25 protein-coding genes are annotated in these 25,422 nt (G+C 33.3%); 13 read left to right on the top strand and 12 right to left on the bottom strand.

All coding sequences use genetic code 11. The features are described from left to right. Nucleotides 1-485: 485 nt before the first annotated feature. The 3 genes from lptB to lptC all read right to left on the bottom strand — a co-directional run bounded on the left by lptB (nucleotide 486) and on the right by lptC (nucleotide 2,608). A complete protein-coding gene (lptB, locus tag V5N68_RS00530) occupies nucleotides 486-1,280 on the bottom strand; it encodes an LPS export ABC transporter ATP-binding protein (RefSeq protein ID WP_332065246.1) in 795 nt (264 codons plus the stop codon). Nucleotides 1,281-1,286: 6 nt separating this feature from the next. After that, entirely contained in the window at nucleotides 1,287-1,871 is a 585-nt protein-coding gene (locus tag V5N68_RS00525) for an LptA/OstA family protein (RefSeq protein WP_442879676.1), read from the bottom strand. Between the two features lie 92 nt (nucleotides 1,872-1,963). Then, the gene (gene lptC / locus V5N68_RS00520) at nucleotides 1,964-2,608 is read right to left on the bottom strand and encodes an LPS export ABC transporter periplasmic protein LptC (RefSeq protein ID WP_332065244.1); all 645 of its coding nucleotides are present in this window, start codon (nucleotides 2,606-2,608) and stop codon (nucleotides 1,964-1,966) included. Between the two features lie 192 nt (nucleotides 2,609-2,800). On the opposite strand from lptC, the gene ihfB reads away from it, so the two are divergent. From ihfB to V5N68_RS00485, 7 genes are all read left to right on the top strand, one after another. Continuing rightward, nucleotides 2,801-3,079, top strand: a complete 279-nt coding sequence (ihfB, locus tag V5N68_RS00515; RefSeq protein ID WP_332065421.1) for an integration host factor subunit beta — start codon at nucleotides 2,801-2,803, stop codon at nucleotides 3,077-3,079. A gap of 8 nt (nucleotides 3,080-3,087) precedes the next feature. Continuing rightward, on the top strand, nucleotides 3,088-3,390 hold the full coding sequence (locus V5N68_RS00510) for a LapA family protein (protein ID WP_332065243.1): 303 nt from the start codon (nucleotides 3,088-3,090) through the stop codon (nucleotides 3,388-3,390). 191 nt (nucleotides 3,391-3,581) lie between these two features. Next, complete coding sequence (locus V5N68_RS00505; RefSeq protein WP_332065242.1) at nucleotides 3,582-4,478, top strand: RsmD family RNA methyltransferase; 897 nt, start codon at nucleotides 3,582-3,584, stop codon at nucleotides 4,476-4,478. Continuing rightward, entirely contained in the window at nucleotides 4,479-5,330 is an 852-nt protein-coding gene (locus V5N68_RS00500) for a TrmH family RNA methyltransferase (protein WP_332065241.1), read from the top strand. Further along, nucleotides 5,327-5,824, top strand: coding sequence for a signal peptidase II (lspA, locus tag V5N68_RS00495; protein WP_332065240.1), 498 nt, complete (start codon nucleotides 5,327-5,329; stop codon nucleotides 5,822-5,824). Before V5N68_RS00500 ends, lspA begins: the two co-directional genes overlap by 4 nt. Nucleotides 5,825-6,349: 525 nt before the next feature. Then, nucleotides 6,350-7,123, top strand: a complete 774-nt coding sequence (locus V5N68_RS00490) for a Bax inhibitor-1/YccA family protein (RefSeq protein ID WP_332065239.1) — start codon at nucleotides 6,350-6,352, stop codon at nucleotides 7,121-7,123. A gap of 114 nt (nucleotides 7,124-7,237) precedes the next feature. Next, nucleotides 7,238-8,113: an endonuclease/exonuclease/phosphatase family protein gene (locus V5N68_RS00485; RefSeq protein WP_332065238.1), complete on the top strand. Its 876-nt coding sequence runs from the start codon at nucleotides 7,238-7,240 to the stop codon at nucleotides 8,111-8,113. On the opposite strand, the gene polA is transcribed toward V5N68_RS00485, so the two are convergent. From polA to V5N68_RS00455, 6 genes are all read right to left on the bottom strand, one after another. Next, the gene (gene polA / locus V5N68_RS00480) at nucleotides 8,110-11,016 is read right to left on the bottom strand and encodes a DNA polymerase I (protein ID WP_332065237.1); all 2,907 of its coding nucleotides are present in this window, start codon (nucleotides 11,014-11,016) and stop codon (nucleotides 8,110-8,112) included. The genes V5N68_RS00485 and polA overlap by 4 nt on opposite strands. 275 nt (nucleotides 11,017-11,291) lie before the next feature. Then, on the bottom strand, nucleotides 11,292-11,987 hold the full coding sequence (dnaQ, locus tag V5N68_RS00475) for a DNA polymerase III subunit epsilon (protein ID WP_332065236.1): 696 nt from the start codon (nucleotides 11,985-11,987) through the stop codon (nucleotides 11,292-11,294). Beyond that, on the bottom strand, nucleotides 11,980-12,579 hold the full coding sequence (coaE, locus tag V5N68_RS00470; protein ID WP_332065235.1) for a dephospho-CoA kinase: 600 nt from the start codon (nucleotides 12,577-12,579) through the stop codon (nucleotides 11,980-11,982). The genes dnaQ and coaE overlap by 8 nt, the downstream gene beginning before the upstream one ends. Then, nucleotides 12,576-13,457 (bottom strand): shikimate dehydrogenase, encoded by an 882-nt coding sequence (locus V5N68_RS00465; RefSeq protein ID WP_332065234.1) that lies wholly within the window; start codon nucleotides 13,455-13,457, stop codon nucleotides 12,576-12,578. The genes coaE and V5N68_RS00465 overlap by 4 nt, the downstream gene beginning before the upstream one ends. Further along, on the bottom strand, nucleotides 13,450-14,046 hold the full coding sequence (locus V5N68_RS00460) for a Maf family nucleotide pyrophosphatase (protein ID WP_332065233.1): 597 nt from the start codon (nucleotides 14,044-14,046) through the stop codon (nucleotides 13,450-13,452). The genes V5N68_RS00465 and V5N68_RS00460 overlap by 8 nt, the downstream gene beginning before the upstream one ends. A 12-nt stretch (nucleotides 14,047-14,058) precedes the next feature. Continuing rightward, nucleotides 14,059-14,883, bottom strand: coding sequence for a pyruvate, water dikinase regulatory protein (locus V5N68_RS00455; protein ID WP_332065232.1), 825 nt, complete (start codon nucleotides 14,881-14,883; stop codon nucleotides 14,059-14,061). A gap of 482 nt (nucleotides 14,884-15,365) precedes the next feature. On the opposite strand from V5N68_RS00455, the gene rho reads away from it, so the two are divergent. From rho to V5N68_RS00425, 6 genes are read left to right on the top strand one after another with little or no spacing between them, the layout of a single operon-like run. Then, nucleotides 15,366-16,631: a transcription termination factor Rho gene (gene rho, locus V5N68_RS00450; RefSeq protein ID WP_332065231.1), complete on the top strand. Its 1,266-nt coding sequence runs from the start codon at nucleotides 15,366-15,368 to the stop codon at nucleotides 16,629-16,631. A 21-nt stretch (nucleotides 16,632-16,652) separates the two neighbouring features. Next, entirely contained in the window at nucleotides 16,653-17,957 is a 1,305-nt protein-coding gene (gene mnmE, locus V5N68_RS00445; protein WP_332065230.1) for a tRNA uridine-5-carboxymethylaminomethyl(34) synthesis GTPase MnmE, read from the top strand. A 43-nt stretch (nucleotides 17,958-18,000) separates the two neighbouring features. Beyond that, complete coding sequence (gene mnmG, locus V5N68_RS00440) at nucleotides 18,001-19,869, top strand: tRNA uridine-5-carboxymethylaminomethyl(34) synthesis enzyme MnmG (RefSeq protein WP_332065229.1); 1,869 nt, start codon at nucleotides 18,001-18,003, stop codon at nucleotides 19,867-19,869. Then, a complete protein-coding gene (gene rsmG, locus V5N68_RS00435; protein WP_332065228.1) occupies nucleotides 19,869-20,516 on the top strand; it encodes a 16S rRNA (guanine(527)-N(7))-methyltransferase RsmG in 648 nt (215 codons plus the stop codon). Before mnmG ends, rsmG begins: the two co-directional genes overlap by 1 nt. Nucleotides 20,517-20,522: 6 nt before the next feature. Then, nucleotides 20,523-21,320 carry a ParA family protein gene (locus V5N68_RS00430; RefSeq protein ID WP_332065227.1) on the top strand — a complete coding sequence of 266 codons (798 nt, stop codon included), beginning with the start codon at nucleotides 20,523-20,525 and terminating at the stop codon, nucleotides 21,318-21,320. A gap of 42 nt (nucleotides 21,321-21,362) precedes the next feature. Then, nucleotides 21,363-22,268 carry a ParB/RepB/Spo0J family partition protein gene (locus V5N68_RS00425; protein WP_332065226.1) on the top strand — a complete coding sequence of 302 codons (906 nt, stop codon included), beginning with the start codon at nucleotides 21,363-21,365 and terminating at the stop codon, nucleotides 22,266-22,268. 409 nt (nucleotides 22,269-22,677) lie between these two features. On the opposite strand, the gene gloB is transcribed toward V5N68_RS00425, so the two are convergent. From gloB to ftsY, 3 genes are all read right to left on the bottom strand, one after another. Continuing rightward, nucleotides 22,678-23,439: a hydroxyacylglutathione hydrolase gene (gloB, locus tag V5N68_RS00420; RefSeq protein ID WP_332065225.1), complete on the bottom strand. Its 762-nt coding sequence runs from the start codon at nucleotides 23,437-23,439 to the stop codon at nucleotides 22,678-22,680. Between the two features lie 66 nt (nucleotides 23,440-23,505). Continuing rightward, nucleotides 23,506-24,195 carry a septation protein A gene (locus tag V5N68_RS00415; protein WP_332065224.1) on the bottom strand — a complete coding sequence of 230 codons (690 nt, stop codon included), beginning with the start codon at nucleotides 24,193-24,195 and terminating at the stop codon, nucleotides 23,506-23,508. Further along, entirely contained in the window at nucleotides 24,192-25,421 is a 1,230-nt protein-coding gene (gene ftsY / locus V5N68_RS00410; RefSeq protein WP_332065223.1) for a signal recognition particle-docking protein FtsY, read from the bottom strand. The genes V5N68_RS00415 and ftsY overlap by 4 nt, the downstream gene beginning before the upstream one ends. Nucleotide 25,422: the final 1 nt, after the last annotated feature.

Below are 25,422 nucleotides of genomic sequence, written 5' to 3'. Positions count from 1 at the left end.
CTACAGCCCTTTCTATCATTCATCTTAAAACTCATTTCATGATATCTTTTCCATGATGCAATCAAAAGAAAACCAAACTGAAAAGACAACGAGTTCCCCTTCTCCTTATGGAACATATTTTAATAGTCAGCAAAAATTTATGTGTAAATATAAAAAAGTTCTAGCAAAAATAAAGAGTCTTCCAAAAATAACACAATAAAATGAATCACCATCAAAAATTTTTTATAAAGCTTGCAGACTCCTATTTTTCTTTATTTGTCTCCCCCAAAAAATGGTTATAGTCTCTAATATTTATTTTTTAATTTAATGGAATAGTAATAACTTCAATATTTTACTAGTTCATTATTCCTGAAAATAATAAGCGTATAAATAACGATTTTCTTGAAATGAAGTCGTATTACATACCAATTAACTGATCATTACGAAAACCTAAAGAGTAAATTGGTCCTTATCTTATTTTTATAAAGAATTGTAAAAGTTAAAAATCAAAGAGAAAACTGATTTCCTAAGTAAATTTGACGTACATCTGCATTGTTGATAATATCGTTAGGACAACCGTGACCTAACACTTTTCCTGCATGAATAATATAAGCACGATCGACAAGGCCTAATGTTTCACGCACATTATGATCGGTTATCAAAATACCGATCCCACGTTGAGTTAAATGGCGAATAAGCTGTTTTATGTCAGAAATAGCAATAGGATCAATTCCTGCAAATGGTTCATCAAGTAACATGAAACTAGGACGAGAAGCTAATGCACGAGCAATCTCAAGCCGCCGACGTTCACCTCCTGATAAGGAAATTGCAGGCATTTTTCGTAAATGATCAATTTTAAACTCATATAATAACTCATCTAACTCTTCACGTCGTTTAACACGATCTTTTTCAATAACCTCCAAAACAGCTTTAATGTTACTTTCTACTGAAAGGCCACGGAAAATAGATGCTTCCTGCGGGAGATACCCAATGCCTAAACGAGCACGACGATACATCGGCAAATGAGTAATATCAAATCCATTAATTTCTATTGAGCCCCCATCAGATTTAATGAGACCCGTAACCATATAAAAACACGTCGTTTTTCCAGCACCATTAGGACCTAAAATACCAACTGCTTCTCCTGTACGAATCCTGAATGAGACACCGTTAACAGCCTGTCTTCCTCGATAAAACTTAACTAAATTGTTTGCACTTAAACCTTCTTTACAAGGATTTATTAAAACTTCATTTTCAAAGTCATACCCAGCTTCTTGCTTTTTTCTGTTGATTCCAAACATGAAGTCTCAATGGCCATTCTTTTTATTTTGTTTCAACATGATCGAGACGCGGCTTTTTTTATCAGATGTATTACAACCTTCTAAAAAAAATTTTTCAGTTTTCATATTTGCTGTCAATTTACATCCTGTTGCCACATTATCACCATCGATGAATACAACATTGCTACCTGTTAAGGTCATCATATTTAATTTTTTATCAAAAATACCCTTATCACCCGTAGCAATTTGTTTAGATATTTTTATATAAACCTTTCCAGAAGCTTCCATTTTCTTAATGCCCGTTGAGCCAAGTCTCGTAAGCAATACTGTTTTCGCATTACCCTGATCATCAATTTCCTTGTACTCCTTATCATAATAAACGGCTAATTTTGACGTCCGTAAAAGGCGTTGTCCTTGCATCACTGTAACATTTCCCTTAAAGAGCGCCATTCCTTCTTTATCATCTATTTCTAAAGAATCTGCATAAAGTTCCACAACTTCTTTGTCATTTGATAGGTTAATTCCCTGTTGAGCTACTTCAGCGTATCCATATACAACTCCAAATCCAAAAATTTTTACAATCAAAGCAAAACAAAGACTTGCCCATTTCATGTATGATGCTTTCCGCTTCATCCCATCACTCTCAATTTTGCATATAATTATTTAAAAAAACTGTCCACTACGCTAGTCGTATTGATATTCTCTTATTGCTTGTCAAGCACCAAATGCACACCACCTTCAAAGTACATACTTTGTTTTTTTTCCTTTATTTTCAAAGCATTTGCAATAAGACACAAACCTGAACGCTGAATCTTGACACGTTTATTTGTGCTTAACTGCCTTTCAGATAGATTAATATCTGCATCCATAAACTGTGCAGTCATCCCACCATCTGTTGTAATAGTGAAGGGCTTATCCAACTGTAAATGACCATTTATATTATCATATACTCCCTTTTGTGCATCAAGGAAAACCCGACCTTGTTTTCCCGCAAACACTTCAGCTGTAATATTTTGTAGTTCAATTATCCCAGAGCGTGTATAATCTTGATATGCTTTTTCCGCTTTAAACCAATAGGGTTCATACAAACTCGTATAACCCTCCAATTTTGGATTTAGCATTATCGGTTTCATTATTCCGCCCTCTTCACTGTTCAAGATAACAAGATCAGAAGCAGAAGGAACAAAGAAAAATGTAAACCAATAAAAAACAAACACTGTAGTTAATGCACAGAAGGGCAACAAAAACTTTAACACACGTACGAGACATGAATGACGGTATGTTTTTTTAGAAATGTCGTTAAAAGATGATTTTGTTAAAAAGGTTTTGTAATGATTATGTACACTCATACTCTCATAATCTCTCAAATATTCCGTATTTTTTCGATCTCTACAGACTTTGTATAAAATGTATTTTCAAATTTTACTTATTGCAATTTGTTTTTTATTGGTTTTATTTTGATTTTACTCGTTTATTATGCAGCTTGCATGAATGAAGTACGCAATTGTAAAGAGTCTTTTTTACATGAAAGAGAGGTTATTTTGGTTAAATCAGAACTTGTGCAAATTATAGCTCGTCATAATCCGCACCTTTTTCAACGTGATGTGGAAAATATTATAAATGCTATCCTTGAAGAAATTGCAGTAGCACTTGCCAACGGCAACCGTGTTGAACTTCGCGGTTTTGGAGCTTTTTCTGTAAAAAGCCGCTCAGCCCGCAACGGTCGTAATCCACGAACCGGTGAATCAGTTATTGTCGAAGAAAAATGGATCCCTTTTTTTAAAACCGGTAAAGATTTGCGTGATCGACTCAATCAGTGAGAGAATATATGATAACCAAACGTATTCTTTTAGCAATCATCTTGGTTCCCTTAGCGATTCTCTTAATTGCTTTTATAATGGCTAACCGCCAAATGGTTATCTTAACTATCAACCCTTTTAGAATAAACTCTGAAAATTTTACTTATCAAGCCCCTTTATTCATATGGCTTTTTGTTTTTTTCAGTCTAGGTGTTTTATTAAGCGGCATCATCAGCTGGTTTACATGTATGAAATGTAAAAAAGCCCTTAAAGAAAGTAAAGCTGAACTAGAAAAATTAAAAAAATCAATTTCTAATATAAAAATACTTTGATGAAGCTTTTCCTTGCTTTATATTGAGCATAACATTAGAATTGATTTCTTCATTATGTACGTTTTAATCAACTTTAGACTTTAGGCATTTACGCTATTACGGAATTACGAAAATCCGATAAACTTTAATGTAGATTTTTTTAATACTTATATCGTAATGTCTGAATAATCTTTAAATCATATCATAGCAATATGGATATTCGAGAGAAATTACCTCTTATTTTAGAAACAAGTGTTAGTGCAGATTATGCTTTAATTGACTCTGGTAATGGGCAAAAATTGGAACGCTATGGTGCACGCCGTATCATCCGTCCAGAAGGTCAAGCGCTATGGAAAAAAACTTTATCGCAAAAATATTGGTCTAATGTTGATGCTATTTTTACAGGAAACCGAGATGAAGAAGGTGTTGGTCGTTGGTACTTTCCTAAAAAACAGCTCAGCGAAACATGGCCGCTGTCTTGGAATGGGTTATCCTTTTTAGGTCGTTTTACTTCCTTTCGTCATGTAGGTGTTTTTCCTGAACAAGATGCACACTGGCGCTCAATGGAAGAACAAATTTTAAAAGCCTCACGTCCAATAAAATTATTAAATCTCTTTGGTTACACAGGCATTGCTTCTTTGATTGGTGCACGTGCTGGAGCAAATGTGACTCACGTTGATGCTTCTAAAAAAGCTATAACTTGGGCAAAAGAAAACCAAGAAAGAGCAGGACTATTAAATTACCCTATTCGTTGGATTTGCGATGACGCAATAAAATTTGTTGAACGCGAATTGCGCCGTAAAAAAACTTATGATATGATTCTTCTTGATCCTCCTGCATATGGACGTGGGCCTCATGGTGAGGTGTGGCAACTATTTGATCATTTGCCAGCGATGATCATGAAATGTCGTAAACTTTTATCCAACCAACCTCTTGCAGTTGTACTCACAGCTTATTCTATTCGTGCTTCCTTTTATATGCTTCATGCTTTGATGCGTGATGAATTCATGAATCTTGGTGGCACAATCGAATCAGGAGAGCTTATCTTGCGTGCAGAATCTGCTGGACATGCTCTTTCTACCTCTCTTTTTAGCCGATGGATTGCCTAAATGACGTATATACCTAAAACTGGTAAAGTTAAAGAAATTACCTCCCTTAGTAATCCTATCATTAAAAATCTTAAAGCACTCAGCCAAAAGAAAAATCGTAACCGCGAAAGTCTCTTTATGGCAGAAGGACTTAAACTGGTAATTGATGCTTTAAACCTCGGGTGGACGATACAAACACTCATTTTTTTAAAAAGTAAAGTCGGTCACGATATTATAGAAAACATCGCCGCACGCACTGTAGCCAATGGTGGCCTTGTCATTAAAGCATCACAAAAAGTTATGGAATCTATAACTCGTCGTGATAATCCACAAACAGTTATTGGTATTTTTAAACAACAATGGCAATCAACTGAGATGATAAGAGGACAAGCTGATGATGTTTATGTTGCTCTTGATCGGGTACGTGACCCAGGAAATCTCGGGACTATCATCCGTACAGCTGATGCAGTAGGAGCTAAAGGAGTTATTTTGATAGGAGAAACAACAGACCCTTTTTCTCCTGAAACAGTACGGGCAACTATGGGCTCAATTTTTTCTATACCCCTTTATCACTTTGATGAAAGTACTTTTTTAAACTGGTCTAAATACTTTAAAGGCATGATTATTGGCACACATCTCAAAGGAACTACGGATTATCGTACAATTGATTTCAAAAACGGACCCATTATACTTTTAATGGGAAATGAAAAACAAGGTTTATCCGATATCCTTGCAAATCATTGTAATCAACTTGCACGTATCCCACAAAGTGGGCGTGCTGACTCGCTTAACTTAGCGGTAGCAGCAGCTATCATGCTTTACGAAATCCGTCGTTCTCACTTAACACTGGAATTATACGAGACCAAAACATGACATGTAGATCAACCTTTTTTTTTCTCTTTTGTTTGCTGGTTGTAATAGGACTTGATCAAGTAGTTAAATACTGGGTTATGAATAATATACTTTTAGGAACAGCAATACCAATTCTTCCTTTTCTTTCTCTCTACCATGTACACAACTATGGTATTGCATTTTCATTTTTTTCTTCCTTTTCTCATTGGGGTCTAATTGCCCTCACACTGACCGTTATTGTTTTTCTGCTATGGATACGAAAAAACACCGATCATGATAAAATTTTATCACGATTCGGTCTAACTCTTATCATTGGAGGAGCATTTGGTAATTTCATCGACCGCATACGTTTTCATTACGTAATTGATTATATATTATTTTATATCGATGATATCTTTTACTTTGCTGTATTTAATCTTGCAGATACTTTTATTACACTCGGTGCCATTACCATTATTATTGAAGAATTGCATATATGGATTAAAAAAAAATATCATTCTCATAATACATTGTAAAAACTTTATTTTTTCCCCTTTTTGTAATCATTTTGTTTTAAATGATTAAATTTTCTTATTTTTACCTACCCTTTTTAAATATCAATAAATATTCATCCCTTTGAAAGAGAGTATTTTATTCTAAAATATGTTTCTCTATATTTTATAATCAGCTAACATAGCAATTTGTAAGTCTTTTTTCTGAATTCATTTATATCTTTCTTTATGCATTTTTTGTCATATATTTAAAGAAGAGAAATTTTCTCATTTTAGCTTTTACTTCGTATAAGATATTTAAAAGGCTTAATATTTTTAACAAAACAATAGCTTTTATTTATAATTTAAAAGCTTTACTCCTTACAAAAGTCTCTTGTAATTTTAAAATAAATCTCCATAATAGAGAGAGGTATTTTGAAATTTCGGCAACAGTTCTAGAATCGCTTGTGTTTACCAAGTGAAGTATTATACGGAAGTGTTGTTGTGAGGGTGTGAATACTCTTTTTAATTTAGATACCTGATGGAACATATGCTAAAGGACTTTATATTATGGCTGACTTCAAAAACTTACGTTCGGCGTCTGTTTCTCATGCCGATGCATCGATCGATCAAGGATTGCGCAGTTATATGCTAGGCGTCTATAATACAATGGCAATAGGTTTGCTTATTACAGCCGCTGCAGCTTATGCAATTGCGTCTTTGGCAACAACAACAGATATGAGCCAAGCAGCTGCTCAAATCAATAGAAGTGTTTACTTAACCTCATTTGGAGTAACATTTTATACATCACCATTCTCATACATTATTATGTTTGCACCGCTTGTGGCAGTATTCTTTCTTAGCTTTAAGATTAATACTTTAAGTACAAATGCAGCTCGTAACCTTTTTTTTGGTTATGCTACCCTTGTTGGTCTCTCATTATCTTCGATTATTTTACGTTACACCGCAGAAAGTATTGTACAAACATTCGTTATTACTTCTGCAACTTTTGGTGCTCTTTCACTTTATGGTTACACAACAAAGCGTGACCTTACAGCAATGGGTTCATTCCTTTTTATAGGTTTAATTGGCTTGATGCTTTCAATGATTGTTAACATCTTTCTTGGATCAAATGCTTTGCAATTTGCTATTTCAGTAATTGGTGTTCTCATATTTGCTGGTTTAACAGCTTACAACACTCAGAATATCAAATTAATGTATTACGAAGGTGATGCAGATGACACTCGGGGTCGGAAAATTATTATGGGTGCTTTGAATCTCTATCTTGATTTCATTAATATGTTTGTATTTTTGTTGCAATTTCTTGGCTCAAATCGTGATTGATTTTTGGAATTATTATTTTTTAAAACCTTGCTTCTCCATAGAAGCAAGGTTTTAAAATTTTTTGTGCGAGTACTTATTTTTCTCCTTTAGCACAATATCTTTACTTTAATTAAAATGATAAAGAAGCCTCATAAAAAAAAATATCCATGGTTTACACCATCGATTCATAAAAATTTCAAAGCCTCTCTTTTAAAGACTATCAATAAATTTCCTAATCATCAGACAAAGACAATTAGCTTAAACAGTAATTATGATCTCACCATTGCTTCTTATAATATTCATAAGTGTGTCGGTATTGATAAAGTTTTTAATCCTGCCCGTACCGTGCGTGTTATTGCTGAACTACAAGTTGATATTTTAGCGCTGCAAGAAGCAGATAAGCGTTTTGGTGAGCGTATTGGTTTAATTGATCTCAAACTTTTAAAAACTGAAACAGGTTTAATTCCAATACCCTTGAAAACCATGTCTCCTAATGGTCATGGTTGGCATGGTAACGCTCTTTTTATAAAAAAAGGATTTGTATATGATACTTTACAAATTACTTTACCTGGTTTTGAACCACGTGGAGCTATAATAGTAGAATTAAAAATGGAAACAGGTTTCATTCGTGTTATTGCTGCTCATTTTGGCTTGCTGCGCCATTCTCGCAATAAACAAACGAAAATGCTTCTTACTCTTCTAAAAAAACGCCCTTCTATGCCTACAATACTTATTGGAGATTTTAATGAATGGCGATTAGGAAAAAGATCATCTTTAAACCATTTTTTTCCCTACTTCGATGACACATTGGGAACTGTACCGAGTTTTCCTTCTCGATTTCCCTTTCTCGCTCTTGATAGAATTTTTGCTTTTCCTCATCAATTAGTAACTGGTATTGAAAGCCATCACTCTCCACTTGCACGCATTGCTTCAGACCATTTACCTATTAAAGCGTATCTTGACCTTGCTAAAGCAATAACCATCCTCAACAACACAAGTGAAAATAACTAATGTGCCTCATCCCAATTTTGAGCAGCTTTTGCTTTTACTTCAAGTGGTACTGACAAAGATAACGCTGGCATTGCAGCATTTTCCATCACTTTTGTTACAACCTCTATAGTTTTTTCCTTCTCATTTTCTGGCACTTCAAAAATCAGTTCATCATGCACTTGCAACAACATTTTTGCTGATAATTTTTCTCTTTCCAAAATATCCTCCATTTGAATCATAGCACGGCGAATAATATCAGCTGCAGACCCTTGAATTGACGCATTAATAGCAGCCCGCTCATTAAAGGCACGAATTTGAAAATTAGCCGCTTTTATATCTGGATAATGTATACGACGTCCAAAAATGGTTTCTACATAACCATTTTGACGTGCAAATATCTTAGTTTTCTCTATATAATCTTTAATTCCCGGAAATCTTTTGAAATAAAGTTGAATATAATCGCTCGCTTCTTCCCGTGAAATACCTAATTGATTAGCTAACCCAAAAGCTGAAATACCATAAATAATGCCAAAATTAATCGCTTTTGCACGTCGTCGTATATCTGAATGCACTTCCTCTATAGCAACACCAAACATTTGCGATGCAGTTATTGCATGGATATCCTGACCTTTTGAAAAAGCTTCTTTTAAAGCCTTTATATCAGCAATATGAGCAAGAATACGCAATTCAATCTGGCTATAATCAGCTGATAAGAGAAGATGTCCTTTAGGGGCAACAAAAGCCGCTCGTATTTTTCTCCCTTCTTCAGTTCGTACTGGAATATTTTGCAAATTTGGTTCTGACGATGATAATCGTCCCGTTGATGTTGTTGCCAAAGAATAATTTGTATGAACGCGCCCTGTTTTAGGAAAAATATACGAGGGTAAAGCATCTGCATAGGTAGATTTTAATTTTGCAAGCTGACGCCAATCAATAATTTTGCGTGGTAAATCATAACCTTTAGATGCCAATTCCTCTAAAATTTGCACAGAAGTCGACCATTGCCCACCCTTGGTCTTAATGCTTCCAGGCAATTTCATTTTTTCAAAAAGAATATCACATAATTGTTTTGGGGAAGAAAGATTAAACTTCTCACCAGCCAACTGATAAATTTCCTCTTCCAAAATAAAAGCAGCTTGCTTTAACTCTTCTGAAAGACCTGATAAAATCTGCTTATCAATGAGAATTCCACGTTCTTCCATTTTCGCAAGAACTTCTACTAGCGGTCTATCAAGACGTTCATAAATTTTTGTCATCCCCCGAGCAACGAGTTGCGATTTTAAAACTTTCCATAAACGTAGCGTTATATCAGCATCTTCTGCAGCATAAAGGGTTGCCTGTTTTAAATCTACTTGTGCAAAAGATATAATTTTTTTTCCATTATGTTTCAAATCCTTATAGGAAATCGTTTTATGGTCAAGCCAACGTTCAGCAAGATCATCCATATTATGATTTAAAGTTCCAGCATCTAAGGCGTAAGATAAAAGCATTGTGTCATCAAATGAATGGATCACAATGTCGTATTTTTTCATCACCAACCAGTCATATTTTATATTCTGACCAATTTTTAGGACCGCTTGATTTTCTAATATAGGCTTTAAAAGTGCTAAAGCCTTTTGCGTTTCAATTTGCCCGACAATACGTCTTTCCCCAAAAAGATTATCTCCTCCTTCAAAATGTTCAAGTGGTATATAAGCTGCTTTTTCTGGCTGTAATGCTAGTGAAAAACCAACAAGCTTTGCTTGCATAGGATTAAGTGAAGTTGTTTCAGTATCAAAAGAAAAAAATCCTTGTTCTTGTGCTTCTGATAACCACTCCTTCAACAGTTTTTCATCAAGAATGGTCGTATAAACGTCTCTTTTAATTTGTTGACTTAAAGCTTGCTCTTTATGTTCTTGTGCCAATAATTGTGGAGAATTTTCAATAAAATCATGAGAAGAGGATGCATCAACTTCCTTAATGTCGGAACCAAATTTATATACAGAATTATCCCATTCAATATTTATATCAAGTGCATCGATAGCTGCTGCATCACAATCTGTTTCCTTTGCGACACGACGCGTTAATGTTGTAAATTCCATGGCTTTAAGAAAAGAAATTAAACGCGGCCCATCTTGTGGTTCTAAAATAAAATCATCTAAATTATTATCTACAGGAACATCTATTTTAAGCCTAACTAATTCACGAGAAATTTTAACCTGCTCACTATAAGCTTGAATGTTTTCACGCCGTTTTGTTTGCTTAATTTCTACAACGCGCTGTAACAAAGCCTCAAGAGAACCAAACTGTTCCAATAATTGAGCTGCTATTTTAGGACCGATTCCTGGAATACCTGGAACGTTATCTGCTGTATCTCCAGTCAAAGCTTGCAAATCAACCATTTTTTCAGGTGTTACACCCCATTTTTCTATAACTTCAGAAACACCTATATGTTTATCTTTCATATCATCATATAAAGATACATTATCATTTACCAATTGCATAAGATCTTTATCGGAAGAGATAATAGTTGTTTTTGCTCCAACTTTTGTTGCCAATTGCGTATAGGTAGCAATTAAATCATCAGCTTCAAATCCTTTTTTTTCAATACAAGGTAAATTAAAAGCCTTTGTTGCTTCACGTATCAAAGAAAATTGAGGAATAAGATCTTCAGGCGGAGCCATCCGATTAGCTTTATATTGAGGATATATTTTTTTACGAAATGTATCGGATGAATGATCAAATATAACAGCAAAATGTGTTGGGACCACACCAGAAACTGTACTGCGAGCATCGCAGAGTAATTTCCATAACATATTACAAAAACCAGCCACAGCTCCTACAGGAAGACCATCCTTTTTACGTTTTAAAGGTGGTAAAGCATAATAAGCACGAAAAACATAACCCGATCCATCAACTAAAAAAAGATGATCTTTTGCTTTCATGACAATTTCATTTCTCCATTTTTAATAAAAACAACTTACTATTTTATATATTTTTTATCTTATTCAAAAATTTATCAAAATGCCTCTAAAAAGCCATTTTTTTGGTTTTATAAATCATAATGTCGTTACGACTTATAAGTGAGTACCTAGAGCTTTTCTTTGCTGTTACAGGATATAATAGCTTTCATTTTGCTCCTCCTATGATAGCTGAGGTACGAGTGACGACAGGGTCGTTGTGGTGTTCCCCTCCCCACAACGACCGCTTTTTTTAGGATTTACTGAGGAATATTGAAGTAATTCCAAAGAGCTTTTTTGCCTATTTTTTTTATAAAATTAGTATGCATATCTATTTGCTGTGCATTTAGTCTTGCAGATAATTCTTGAGGGCGGCGTTTTATTGTATAAGAAGCATTGTTATTGTTATCGGCATTGGTTCTATCATCAAAATTTAATATCCCCTGCTTTCCACCAATTAATTCAATATAGACATCAGCAAGTATCTTCGCATCAAGCAAAGCACCGTGAAAAGTACGATGACTGTTATCAATTCCAAAACGTTTACATAAAATATCAAGAGAATTAGGACTCATAGGAAATTTACGCCGTGCCATAGCCAATGTATCAAGAACATAGTTAGAACTGATAAGTGGCTTATTTACACGTTTTAATTCTGCATTAAGAAAGCCAATATCAAAACTCGCATTATGTGCGACCATAGTTGCACCATCAATGAACTCTAAAAAATCATCAACAATATCGCTAAAACTTTTTTCATCCTTTAAACGTTCATTGGTTAATCCATGAATTTTTACAGCTTCATCAGAAATGATAATTCCTTGTGGATTTAAATAAACATGGAATACTTCTCCTGTAAGATAACGATCAACCATTTCAACACAACCGATTTCAATTACGCGATCTTTATCTTTATCCAAGCCTGTTGTTTCTGTATCAAAAATAATTTCACGCATTATTTTCATTACTCAATAAACTCTTTATCACATGCAAAACTTGTTGATATGTGCTCTCTAAGCCTTTAGCTGTATCGATCACAAAATCAGCATATTCTCTCTTTTTTTTATCGGACATTTGTTTAGCATTAATAAATAAAAATTTATTTTCACTCATTTCTGGACGAATCATTGCACGCTCTTTTTGAATTTTTAGCGGAGCAGATACAACAACCACACTATCTACACGCTTTTCACTATTTGTTTCAAAAAGAAGTGGAATTTCAAGAACAACTAGCTTTTTTCCCTGTTTATGTGCTGTATTAATAAATTCTTCTTCTTTTTTTTGAACTAAAGGATGAATAATCTTTTCCAATGTTTTTAACTTTTCATCTTCATTAATCAACATCTTAGAAAGTTTTAAACGATTAACTTTACCATTTTCAACAACGCCAGAAAAATGATGTTCTATGAGCGATGCTATTGCTTCACTATCATAAAGTTGGTGTACTATTTCATCAGCACTGAAAACGGGAATATTTTCTTTTTTAAAAAAATCAGCAACCGTTGATTTTCCCATAGCAATAGATCCAGTTAACCCTATAACTTTCATCCTTTATTTTCACCCATATCCTTCAAAACTTCTTCTCGTAATGATTTTGTTACTTGAGGTCTTATTCCAAACCATCGTTCAAAACCAGGAACAGCCTGATGTAAAAGCATACCAAGACCATCAACTATTTTTAAACCACAGGCTTTTGCATGTTGTAAAAAAGGTGTCATTAATGGAGTGTAAACAATATCTGTAACCAAAACTGTTGTCTTTACTTTTTGAAAATCTATAAAGAAAAGGTTATTTTTTTTTTCATATGTATTTTGCATGCCCACAGAAGTTGTATTAACAATTAAATCAGCCTGGTTAATTACCTCATAAACCTTATGCCAATCATAAACCTCAATAGGTTTTCCAAAATTATTAGCTAAATCATCCGCTCGCTGTTTTGTACGATTAGTTAATAAAATACGTTCAAATCCACGCTTTTTTAAGGCATACAAAACAGCACGTGCAGCTCCACCTGCACCAAAAACAAGAGCAGTTTCGCCAGACCAACCAGGATAAAACTCATCAAGATTAGCACAAAAACCATAAGCATCACTGTTAGTAGCACAAAGTTTATTTTTTTCACACCATAGCGTATTAGCAGCTCCAATAACTGTTGCTATTTCATCTTTAAGATGAGCTAAATAGAAAGCCTCCTGCTTATAGGGTAAAGTAACATTACCTCCACAAAAACCCCTTTTTTGCATAGTTTCAATAAAGCTTTTAAATTCTTCAAAAGTCACTTCCTGTGCCAGATATTCACCTTGCAAATTATGTTGTTTAAGCCAATAATTATGGATTTTTGGTGACTTTGAATGATGAATGGGATAACCAACAACAAAAGCACGTGGATGAACTGTTTTTTTACACTCTATTGTAAAATTAATCATCAATATACCCCAAGTGGCGTAACTTAACTAATAATGGCAATAAAGGTAAACCAATAATAGTAAAAAAATCTCCATCAATTTCTTCAAAAAGGTGGATACCTTCTCCTTCTATTTGATACACTCCTACACTATTAAAAACATCTGATCCTACGCGTTCTAAATAACGCTCTATAAACTCTGATGAAAGAGGGCGTACTGACATACGAGCGCTAAAAGAATCAATCCAAATTTTTTGACCATTTTTAAATAAAGCTACTGCACTATGAAGAAAATGTATTTTCCCTGATAGGATACGTAAACGTTGATGTGCTTCCTCATTATTTGTAACTTTATGGAGAACTTGACCATCCAAATCAAGTACTTGATCACATCCAATTACCAAAGCATTAGGAAAGCGATCAGAAACATTTTTTGTTTTTGCACTTGCAAGAAAACAGCTAAGCTCTTTTGGATTTCTTGTTGTTGCGTTTTTTTCTATTTCTCTTTCATCAAGAAAGGCTCCTTCAATGGAAAAATTTAAGCCTGCTTTTCTTAATAATTTCTCACGATAAGAACTAAGCGACGCTAATATCAAAGTATCATTTGTCATAAAAATATTCTCTCATTTTCCTTCACGGAATCGTGACAAAAGTTCAAATATTGCCGCAGCAGTTTCCTCAATAGAGCGTCTTGTAACATCAATAATAGGCCAACTAAAACGTTCGCAAATGCGTTTAGCATAAATCAACTCTTCAGCTATGCTGACACGATCAGTATAGCTTTCAAGAGAAAAACTATTTCCTAAATTTCTATTTTGTCTAATATGAGAGATTCTCTCAGCTGAAGCAATTAAACCAATAATTAAAGCATTTTTTTCTTTTAGAAGAGCCTCTGGTAAATCAATTCCTGGAATAAGAGGTATGTTAGCAGTTTTAATTCCACGATTTGCTAGATAGATGCTCGTTGGTGTCTTAGAAGTTCTTGAAATTCCTAAAAGAATTACATCTGCATCAGATAAACTATTAAGAGATTGTCCATCATCATGCTCTATTGTAAAATCCAGCGCTTCAATGCGGCGAAAATAATCTGCGTTAAGACCATGCTGTGCGCTAACACGTAAATTCGTTGTAATCCCAAGATAAGATTGGAAAGCACTTAAAACGGGATAAAGTATGTCAATACAGGGAACTCCTATTTTTTTACACTTTTTTTTAAGAAGCAATTTAACTTTTTCATCAATAATTGTGTAAAGAACAATACCCGGATATTTTTGTATTTCACTAATGACTCTCTGTAAATGAGTTTCATTACGAATCATCGGATAAATATGCTCTATAGCCCTACACATTGTATATTGTGATGCCACAGCCCTCCCTACAGAGATCAATGTTTCCCCCGTTGCATCAGAAAGCATATGCAAATGAAAGGACTTTTTTTCTTTTATCACAAAAAAATTAACTCCTTGTTAATAGATGTGTACATATCTTCATAGTTTTTAATAAAATTAAATTTTATGGAGAGTTTTAAATTATTATACACAAAATTGAGTATTTTAATAAATAAACCATTTTTTTTATAAAAAACGGGGATAACATCTCTAACTTGTGCCTATATATATTTTTTTTAAAGTCCTCCTTGTGGAAAAATTGAGGATAAATAAAGTATAAATAATAATCCACATTAAACACAGACTTAAATAAGAAAAATCTTAATTCTCTAAATTTATTAGTATAATTTTTTGGGGAAAAATAATTTCTATTTAGTAATCAATTTTTCATACGATTATAAAATTATATATAAAGGTAAATAGTATGAATGATACTTGCAGTTTAAGAAAGTTAAGTGTACAATGTTTTTATCTAATAGGGATGCTTCAATCTTTTTTTCCATAAATTAAATAATTTCTTACTTAATTAAAGAACATATTTCATGCAAGAAATGAAACTACAAGAACTTAAAAGTAAAAATCCAGTTGAACTTGTTTCTTTTGCTGAAACATTAGAAGTTGAAAATGCTTCGTTAATGCGTAAACAAGAATTAATGTTTGCTATTTTAAAAAAACTTGCTTTGCAAGATGTAGAAATTATTGGAGAAGGAGTAGTTGAAGTTTTACAAGATGGATTTGGTTTTTTAAGATCTGCTGATGCTAATTATCTTCCTGGGCCTGATGATATTTATCTTTCTCCTGCACAAATCCAATCTTTTTCTTTAAAGACAGGGGATACTGTTGAAGGTCCTATACGTAGTCCAAAAGAAGGGGAGCGTTATTTTGCTCTTCTTAAAATTAATACAATAAATTACGAATGTCCTGAAAAAATTCGTTATAAAATTCACTTTGATAATCTTACTCCCCTTTATTCTAATGAACGTTTCCAAATGGAAATACAAAATTCTACAGATAAAGATATGTCGTCACGAGTTATTGATTTGATATCTCCATTAGGAAAAGGACAAAGAGGATTAATTGTAGCGCCTCCTAGAACGGGAAAAACGGTTTTATTACAGAATATTGCTCATTCTATTACTACTAATCATCCTGAATGTTATCTCATAGTTCTTTTGATAGATGAGCGGCCAGAAGAAGTTACTGATATGCAGCGTTCTGTCAAAGGAGAAGTCGTTTCTTCTACTTTTGATGAACCAGCAATACGTCATGTGCAAGTGGCTGAGATGGTTATAGAGAAAGCTAAACGTTTGGTTGAATATGGACGTGATGTTGTTATTCTCTTAGATTCTATTACACGTCTTGGACGTGCTTATAATACAGTTGTTCCTTCATCAGGAAAAGTTTTGACAGGTGGTGTTGATGCAAATGCTTTACAACGTCCAAAACGTTTTTTTGGTGCAGCACGTAATATTGAAGAAGGTGGATCTTTAACCATTATAGCAACGGCTTTAATTGATACAGGTAGCCGTATGGATGAAGTTATCTTTGAGGAATTTAAAGGAACAGGTAATTCTGAAATTGTTCTTGATCGTAAAGTTGCCGATAAGCGTATTTTCCCAGCAATGGATATTTTAAAGTCTGGAACGCGTAAAGAAGAGCTTTTAGTAGCACGACAAGATCTACATAAAATTTTTGTATTGCGTCGTATTTTGGCACCTATGAATGTAACAGATGCGATTGAATTTTTGATTGATAAATTAAAACAAACAAAAAATAATAATGATTTTTTTGATTCTATGAATACTTAGAAATATTAAGTGATTAATCCTGTGGATACAATCTTTGCTGTTTCGAGTGGATTGTTGCCTTCAGGGGTTGCAGTCATTCGACTTTCTGGTCCTCATGTTGTTGATATTGTTAAAACGCTTTGCGGTCGTTTACCTAAAGCGCGATTTATGCATTATGGGGATCTTATTGCTCGTGATGGTAGTTATTTAGATTCTGCTTTAACTGTTTTTTTTCCTGCTCCTTATAGTTTTACAGGAGAGGATTGCGCTGAATTTCATTTGCATGGAGGTAAGGCGGTTGTTAACCGTTTTTTAGATGAGTTATCTACTTTCTCTGGATGCCGTATTGCAGAAGCAGGTGAATTTTCTCGTCGTGCATTTATAGAGGGTAAATTAGATATCGTTCAAGCTGAAGGTCTTGCTGATTTAATAGAGGCAGAAACAGAGAGTCAGAGACGTTTAGCTGTTATGGGAGCAAGTGGACGCTTAACAGAGCTATATCGTGATTGGCGTCATAAACTTATAAAAGCACGCGCTTTTATTGAAGCTGAGCTTGATTTTTCTGATGAAGATGATGTGTTTAATATATCCGATAAAATTTGGAAAGAAGTAGAGGAACTTTGTCATTCCCTTCAAAAACATATTGAGGAAGGAGAACGTGCAAATATTTTACGCGATGGGTTAAAAATTGTCATTGCTGGTGCTCCAAATTCTGGAAAATCAAGCATTATGAATCGTTTAGCTGGGAGACCTATTTCTATTGTAACTGAAGAAGAAGGAACAACTCGTGATGCTTTGGAGGTTAAATTAGTTCTAAGTGGTTTACCAGTTTTTTTTGTGGATACCGCTGGTTTTAGAGAAACAGAAAATAAAATAGAACAGTTGGGGATAGAAACAGCAAAACAGCATATTATGGATGCTGATTTAGTTATTTTTGTTTATGATATGAATAATCCTAAAGAAATTGATTTACCAGAAACATCAGCTAAAATATGGCATGTAGGTAATAAACTTGATATTTATAAAGAGAAAGAAACTCGTTTTTTTATACAATTTTCTGCATTAACCGGTTTAAATTTTAATGAATTTATTAAGAAAATTGAGTTATTTTGCTTGGATCGTATTTCTGAAATTGGAAATCTTGTTCCAGCACGTAAAAGACAACTTCAGTTATTAAAAGAGGCTGTTAAAGAAATTAAAAATTCCGTAAATTATAATTCTCTTGATTTAAGTTTACGAGCAGAACATCTTCGTCGTGCGAGTGATTTTCTTGGGAAAATTACGGGAGATATAGATGTTGAAGATTTACTTGATATTATTTTTTCAGAATTTTGTATTGGTAAATAATGATTCACGTGAAACATTAGAAATTTTTTATGGAATTAATTAAATGCAGTTATATGATGTTATAGTTATTGGAGGTGGTCATGCTGGTTGTGAAGCTGCTTCAGCTTCTGCTCGTACTGGGGCGCGAACAGCACTTATTACGTATAAAATATCAGAAATAGGTACAATGTCATGCAATCCTGCTATTGGTGGTCTTGGGAAAGGGCATCTAGTTCGTGAAATAGATGCTTTGGATGGTCTTATGGGTCGGGCAGCAGATGCTGCTGGAATTCAATTTAGACTTCTTAATAGACGTAAAGGACCAGCAGTAAGAGGTCCGCGCACGCAAACAGATAGACAGCTATATAAAAAAGCAGTTCAAAAAATTTTACAAGAACAAGAAAATCTTACTCTCATTGAAGATGAAGCTGTTGATATTATCGTTAAAGATAATCATGTTTCAGGTGTAGTTTTAAAAAAACAAGGAGCTATTTTTTCTGGTGCTGTTATTTTAACAACAGGTACATTTTTAAATGGTTTCATTCATATTGGTGATAAAAAATGGTCAGCTGGGCGTATAGGGGATAACTCGAGTGTAAAACTTGCTAATTGTCTAAAAAAATATGGTATAAATTTAGGTCGATTAAAAACAGGAACACCTCCTCGCCTTAGTAAAAAAACAATTCATTGGGATATACTTGAAAAACAAAAAGCTGATGAATCTCCAGTTCCTTTTTCTCTCTTAACAGAAAAAATTGAACAACCTCAAATTGAATGTGCAATAACACGTACAAATACACAAACACATAAAATTATTTCTGAAAATATTCATTTTTCTGCTTTATACTCTGGAGCTATTGAAGGGTTAGGGCCACGTTATTGTCCTTCAGTTGAAGATAAAATTATTAAATTTAGTGAACGTGATGGACATCAAATTTTTTTAGAACCAGAAGGATTAAATGATGATACTGTTTATCCCAATGGTCTTTCTACTTCTCTTCCTGAAAATATACAAATTTCTTTATTAAAAACGATTGAAGGATTGGAAAATGCTGCAATTCTACAACCTGGCTATGCTATAGAATATGATTTTGTTAATCCTCAACAATTGACTAAAACTTTAGAATTACGTTCTTTATCGGGATTATTTTTAGCAGGTCAAATTAATGGTACAACAGGGTATGAGGAAGCTGCTGCTCAAGGTCTTTTAGCTGGATTAAATGCTGCGCATAAAGTGGGCGGTTTAAATGAAATTATTATAAGTCGTTCTGAAGCTTATATTGGCGTTATGATCGATGATTTAATTTCACGCGGAGTTTGCGAACCTTATAGAATGTTTACATCACGTGCAGAATTTCGTTTATCTTTGAGATCTGATAATGCTGATGCCCGTTTAACGCCTTTAGCTCAGAAATGGGGGATTATTAGTACGGTACGTTGGGAGTGTTATCAGAAAAAAAAGAGGAAACTTGATCAAGCACGATTAATGTGTCAAAATCTTTTCTTTACTCCTAATGAAGCATCTAATCATGGATTACAGATTAATCAGGATGGAGTTCGTCGTTCAGCTTATGATATTCTTTCTTATCCTAACATGAATTTAGAGCGTCTTTCACAATTTTGGCCACAATTAAAATTAATAGATACTAAAACAGCTGAATCTTTAGAAATTGAAGCACAATACGCGGTTTATTTAAAAAAACAAGCGCAAGATATTGCAGCTCTTCAGCGAGATGAGCGTTTAGAAATTCCTTCTTCTCTTGATGTTCATGCAATTTCAGGTCTTTCTAATGAATTAAAAACAAAAATAAAAGAAATATCTCCACGCTCAATTGCTGATGCTCAAAAAATTGATGGGATGACACCAGCAGCTTTATCTTTAATTATAACTTACATACAACGTCAACGTCGTGAAAAGGTTAAAGCAGTTTAATGGATGTTTTAACGAAAAAAAAATATCAAGAATTATTAGATATAGTTCCTGCTGTTTCACGTGAAACAGTAGAGGATTTGATGCGCTTCGAATCTCTAATAATCCAATGGAATAAACATATTAATTTGATATCTTCCACAACAATACCAATTTTATGGACACGTCATATTTTAGATTCAGCTCAAATTTATCCTTTATATAGTGATTTTTTGAATTGGTGTGATCTTGGTTCAGGAGGAGGATTTCCTGCAATTGTTATTGCTATTTTTATGAAAGATAAAAAAAAAGGTCATATTGATTTAGTTGAAAGTAATGGAAAAAAAATAGCTTTTTTACGAACCGTTATTGCTCAACTTAATCTTCCCGCTACAGTTCATCATTGTAGAATTGAGGATGTATATCAAAAAATAAAAATGCCAGATATTATAACAGCACGAGGATTAGCTTCATTAAATGATCTTTTGAGGCTCATTTTTCCTTTATTAACAGAAAAAACTATAGCTCTTTTGCAAAAAGGTAGGGATTATTCCACAGAAATAATAAATGCCTCTGCAAATTGGAACTTTAATATGCTAAAACATAGGAGTAAAATTGATAGAAATTCTGTTATTTTAGAAATTTCTCATGTTCGATCATGTAAAGGGTAAAGCAAAATGAGCGAAACACGGATTATCGCTATTGCAAACCAAAAAGGTGGGGTTGGCAAGACTACAACAGCAATTAATCTTGCTACAGCTTTAGCGGCTATCGGAGAAAATGTTCTCATAATGGATGTGGATCCACAAGGGAATGCAAGTACAGGGTTGGGTATTGATCGTAATAGCCGTCCTTTATCATCTTATGATGTTTTTGTTTCAGGGGTTTCAATTACAAAAGCAGCTTTAAAAACAGCTGTACCCAATTTACATATTGTCCCTTCTACACTTGATCTTTTAGGTGTAGAAATGGAGATTTCTTCATCGCAAGATCGTATTAAACGGTTACGAAAAGCTCTTTGTGATGATTTAGAAGTGATAAAAAAATTCAGTTATATTTTAATAGATTGTCCTCCATCACTTAATCTTTTAACACTAAATGCTATGGGTGCTGCAGATTCTGTTTTAGTGCCTATGCAATGTGAATTTTTAGCATTAGAAGGTTTAAGTCAATTACTTGAAACAGTTAAGCAGGTACAATCTATTCTTAATCCGTCTTTGGAAATTCAAGGTATTGTTTTAACTATGTATGATGGACGTAATAATCTTTCAAATCAAGTTGTTGAAGATGTACGTTCTTTTATGGGAGATAAAGTTTATCGTACTGTTATTCCAAGAAATGTGCGTGTATCTGAAGCTCCATCTTTTGGAAAACCAGTGTTACTTTATGATCTTAAATGTGCTGGAAGTCAGGCTTATTTGCGTTTAGCATCGGAAGTTATACAACGAGAAAAACAAGCACAAGTTGCTGCTTAGAGATTTTAAAAAGATTACAAAATTAATTTAAAGAGAAAAATTATGAATGATGATCAATCAAAAAAAAGATTGGGGCGTGGTCTTGCAGCATTGATTGGGGATATTAACTTAAACAACGATTTTACATCAAATGTTAAAAAAACAGCAGAGTTTAATGCAGTAGTATCTCGTTCTTCTGATAAATTTGTACCAATTGAATCTATTTCATGCAATCCTAATAATCCTAGACGCAGTTTTACCGATTTAGAACTTGATAATTTAGCTCAGTCAATACGTCAGCATGGTGTTGTTCAGCCTGTTATTGTAAGACCTTTACGTTCTCGCCCTAATCATTTTGAATTAATTGCTGGTGAACGGCGATGGCGTGCTGCACAGCGAGCTAATTTAAATCAATTGCCAATCATTATTCGTGATGTAGATGATAAAACTGCTTTGGAATTAGCAATCATTGAAAATGTGCAACGTGCTGATCTAAATCCTATAGAAGAAGGAAAAGGATATGAAGTTTTACAAAATGAGCATGGGTATACTCAAGAAGATTTAGCTCAAGTAATTGGAAAAAGTCGAAGTCATGTTGCTAATACTCTTCGTTTGTTAAAACTTCCACCAAAAGTACAAGAATTTTTAACAGATGGAAAACTTTCAGCGGGTCATGCTCGTTGTCTTATAACCGTTGATAATCCACAAAGTTTAGCTGAAAAAATTATTAGTGAAGGTCTTTCTGTGCGACAAACAGAAATACTTGTTAATGAACAAGCTAAGCCAAAAGGAAAAAAACAATTAGTTGTTGAAAAAAATGCGGAAACAAAATCTCTAGAAAAATTACTTACAGATGTAATTGGAATGAAAGTAGTCATTAAACATGGTAAAAAGGGTGGTGATTTAAAAATACATTATTCTTCATTAGAGCAATTAGATGATATTTGTAAGCGTTTGAAAAATAATTAACGATTTAAAATAAACTTTATTAATGTATTTTGATTAAATGAAATTTATGAAAGATAGTGTATTTTTTTATAATAAAAATGTTTTTATTTTTTGAGTCTTATTTTACAGGGTAATTATTTTTATAAGTTTTATAAGATTAATAAAGTTATCTTTGATTATCATTTGTTCAAAGATTATTTGATTTTATAATAAATAATAAATAATAAATAATAAATAATAGATAAGATAAATTTATCTAATGTTGTTTTTATTTAAAACTTTTTATGGCTAAACCTTCTATTTTAAAAAATTTTATATTCATAACAGACTTTACTTAAGAGATTATTCACAATATCAGTGAGACTATTTATAATGTCTAATCCCTCTTCTTTTATTATTTTATAACTAAAAAAGTATTAATTAAGACATATTAAAAGTTATCTTTTCTTTTGCGTATTTCAGTGAATACTTCTTCATTTGAATTTTTTTCCATCATTATGTTTTTTCGCAGAATATCATTATCCCAACGAAGAAAAGGATTTGTAGCCTTTTCTTGTCCCAAAGTTACGGGTAAAGTCATAGCATTTTGCGCGCGTAACAAAAAAACATCCTCTACTCTTTTATGAAGTTTTTTATTATGTGGATCAATAGTTAAGGCAAAAAGGGCATTATTTTTTGTATATTCATGGCCGCAATAAAGGAGTGTCTCATCAGGAAGTTGACGAATTTTTTTTAAAGAATTCAGCATTTGTGCAGGTGTCCCTTCAAAGAGACGTCCACAACCTAGTGAAAAGAGTGTATCTCCTGCAAAGAGGAGTCTCTCATGAGGAAAGTGATAACATAATGACCCTAATGTATGACCGGGTGTTGAAAGAGCTAAAAACGTAAATGTTTCAAAAGTAAAATTTTCATCAGGTTTTAGTGTTATATCAAGATGATTAATCTTATCTTTTTCTGCTTCTGGTCCAATAATTGTGGCATTATAATTTTTTTTTAAGTCCCCCAGCGCTTCTACATGATCATAATGATGATGAGTTACAAAAATCGCTTGAAGTGTCCAATTACGACGCGTTAGAGCATCTTGAATTGCTTGGCTTTCAGGCGCATCAATTGCAGCTGTATAACCACTTTTTTCATCATGGATAAGGACAGCAAAGTTATTATCCCGACAAATAAATTGCTCAATTAACACATATTTCCTCCATGCATATTCTACAATTATATTTATAAAAAATCTGCAATAATAAATGCTTTATAACTAAGAATCAGAATTTTTATCTTCTTTTAAAAAATCTTTTGAATGTCTTATGATCATTGGCATTTGTAATAACATGAATAAAATTGTTATAGGCATAACGCCAAATACTTTAAAACTCGCCCAAAAATCATCGCTAAAATTGCGCCAAATTACTTCATTTAAAAGTGCAAGAAAAACAAAAAAGAATGCCCAACGATAGGTAAGCTTTTTCCACCCTAAGTCATCAAGTTTTAAAGTAGAATCAAAAACGTAGCGTAAAAGCGACTTTTTGAAAAGGATACCGATAAAAAGAATGAAAGAAAATATACAGTTAATAATTGTTGGCTTCATTTTTATAAAAGTATCATTATGAAGCCAAAGAGTTAAAAATCCAAAAACTAAAACAAATATTCCCGATATAAGAGGCATCATTGGTATTTTTCGCACAAGTATCCATGATAAACTCAAAGCAATAACAATGGCTACCATGAAAATAGCTGTTGCGGGGAAAATTGGTTTATTAAAATTTTTAAAAAGTTTAATATTATTTATCAGCCATTCTCCTTTATAATTAGCAAGAAAAAAGGCAACTAACGGTCCCATTTCTAAAAAAAATTTTAATGTCGGTGAAAGTAAAGATTTTTCATCTTTACTGACATTCTTTAAAACAGGATTATTACATGAATTAGATTCAGGGGAAGGTTGTGTCATGAGTATTTTCCTATAATGGTTTCGGAGAAATCAGAAGCAGAAAAAGGTTGAAGGTCTTCAATATTTTCTCCTATACCTATAAAATGAACTGGTAATTTATATTTTGCTGCTATAGCAACAAGAATTCCTCCTCGCGCAGTACCATCGAGCTTTGTCATGATTAAACCATTAACGCCAGCAATATCGCGAAAAATGCCCACTTGGTTAAGTGCATTTTGTCCAGTAGTTGCGTCAAGTGTTTGAAGTATTGTATGTGGTGCTTTAGAGTTATGTTTACCTAAAACACGAATAATCTTCGCTAATTCATTCATCAATTCAGTTTTATTTTGCAAGCGTCCAGCTGTATCAATTATCAATACATCACTGTTTTCTTTTTTAGCTTTTTCATAAGCGTCAAATGCTAAGCTGGCAGCATCTGCACCTAATTTAGTTGAAATAACAGGAGCACCTGTGTTTTCACCCCAGATATGCAACTGCTCAATAGCTGCAGCACGAAATGTATCACCAGCAGCGAGCATAACTTTTAATCCTCCTGCAGTTAATTTAGCTGCAAGTTTTCCAATAGTAGTGGTTTTTCCTGTACCATTAACACCTAATAGTAAAATAACGTGGGGCTTATGATTAAGGTCTAGCTCTAGTGGAAGTGCTACAGGCTCTAACACCTTTTTAATTTCGTTGGCTACGATAGAGCGAATGTTATCTAAAGATAAATTTTTTTCGTAACGACTAGAAGCTAAGGTCTCTGTAATGCGCGCAGCTGTTTCTATACCAAGATCAGCTTGAATAAGGATATCTTCCAATTCCTGCAATGTTTCTTTACCAAGTTTTTCTTTGACAAAGAGATTAGTGATTGATTCGTTTAAGCGTTGTGAAGAACGAGATAATCCTTTTTTAAAGCGCAAAAACCATGCCGTATTTTCTTGTTCAGTAGAAAGTACCGGCAAGAGCTTTTCATTGTTTGCTTCACTAATTGTATCTGTAACAACTACTTTACCAGAATATCCTTCAAAAGATCGTATTTTTTCACTATATTCTTCAGATATTATATTTTGTATTTTTATTTGTTTCTTTTTTTCTAAATCTGTAAAGAGTTGATCATTTTTTGCAGTTTCAATTTTCTGTTTTTCAACCGTATTAGCATCATTATGAGAAGTAGAAGTTTGTTGTATTTCTCGCTCTTTAGCTTTTTTAGAAGAAAGAATTTTTTTGATAAAAGGTTTCATCATA

Source organism: Bartonella eidoli, from assembly GCF_036576145.1.
Classification (GTDB): Bacteria; Pseudomonadota; Alphaproteobacteria; order Rhizobiales; family Rhizobiaceae; genus Bartonella.
Note: the sequence above shows the minus strand (reverse complement) of the source record. Positions and strands in the feature narration are given on the sequence as shown.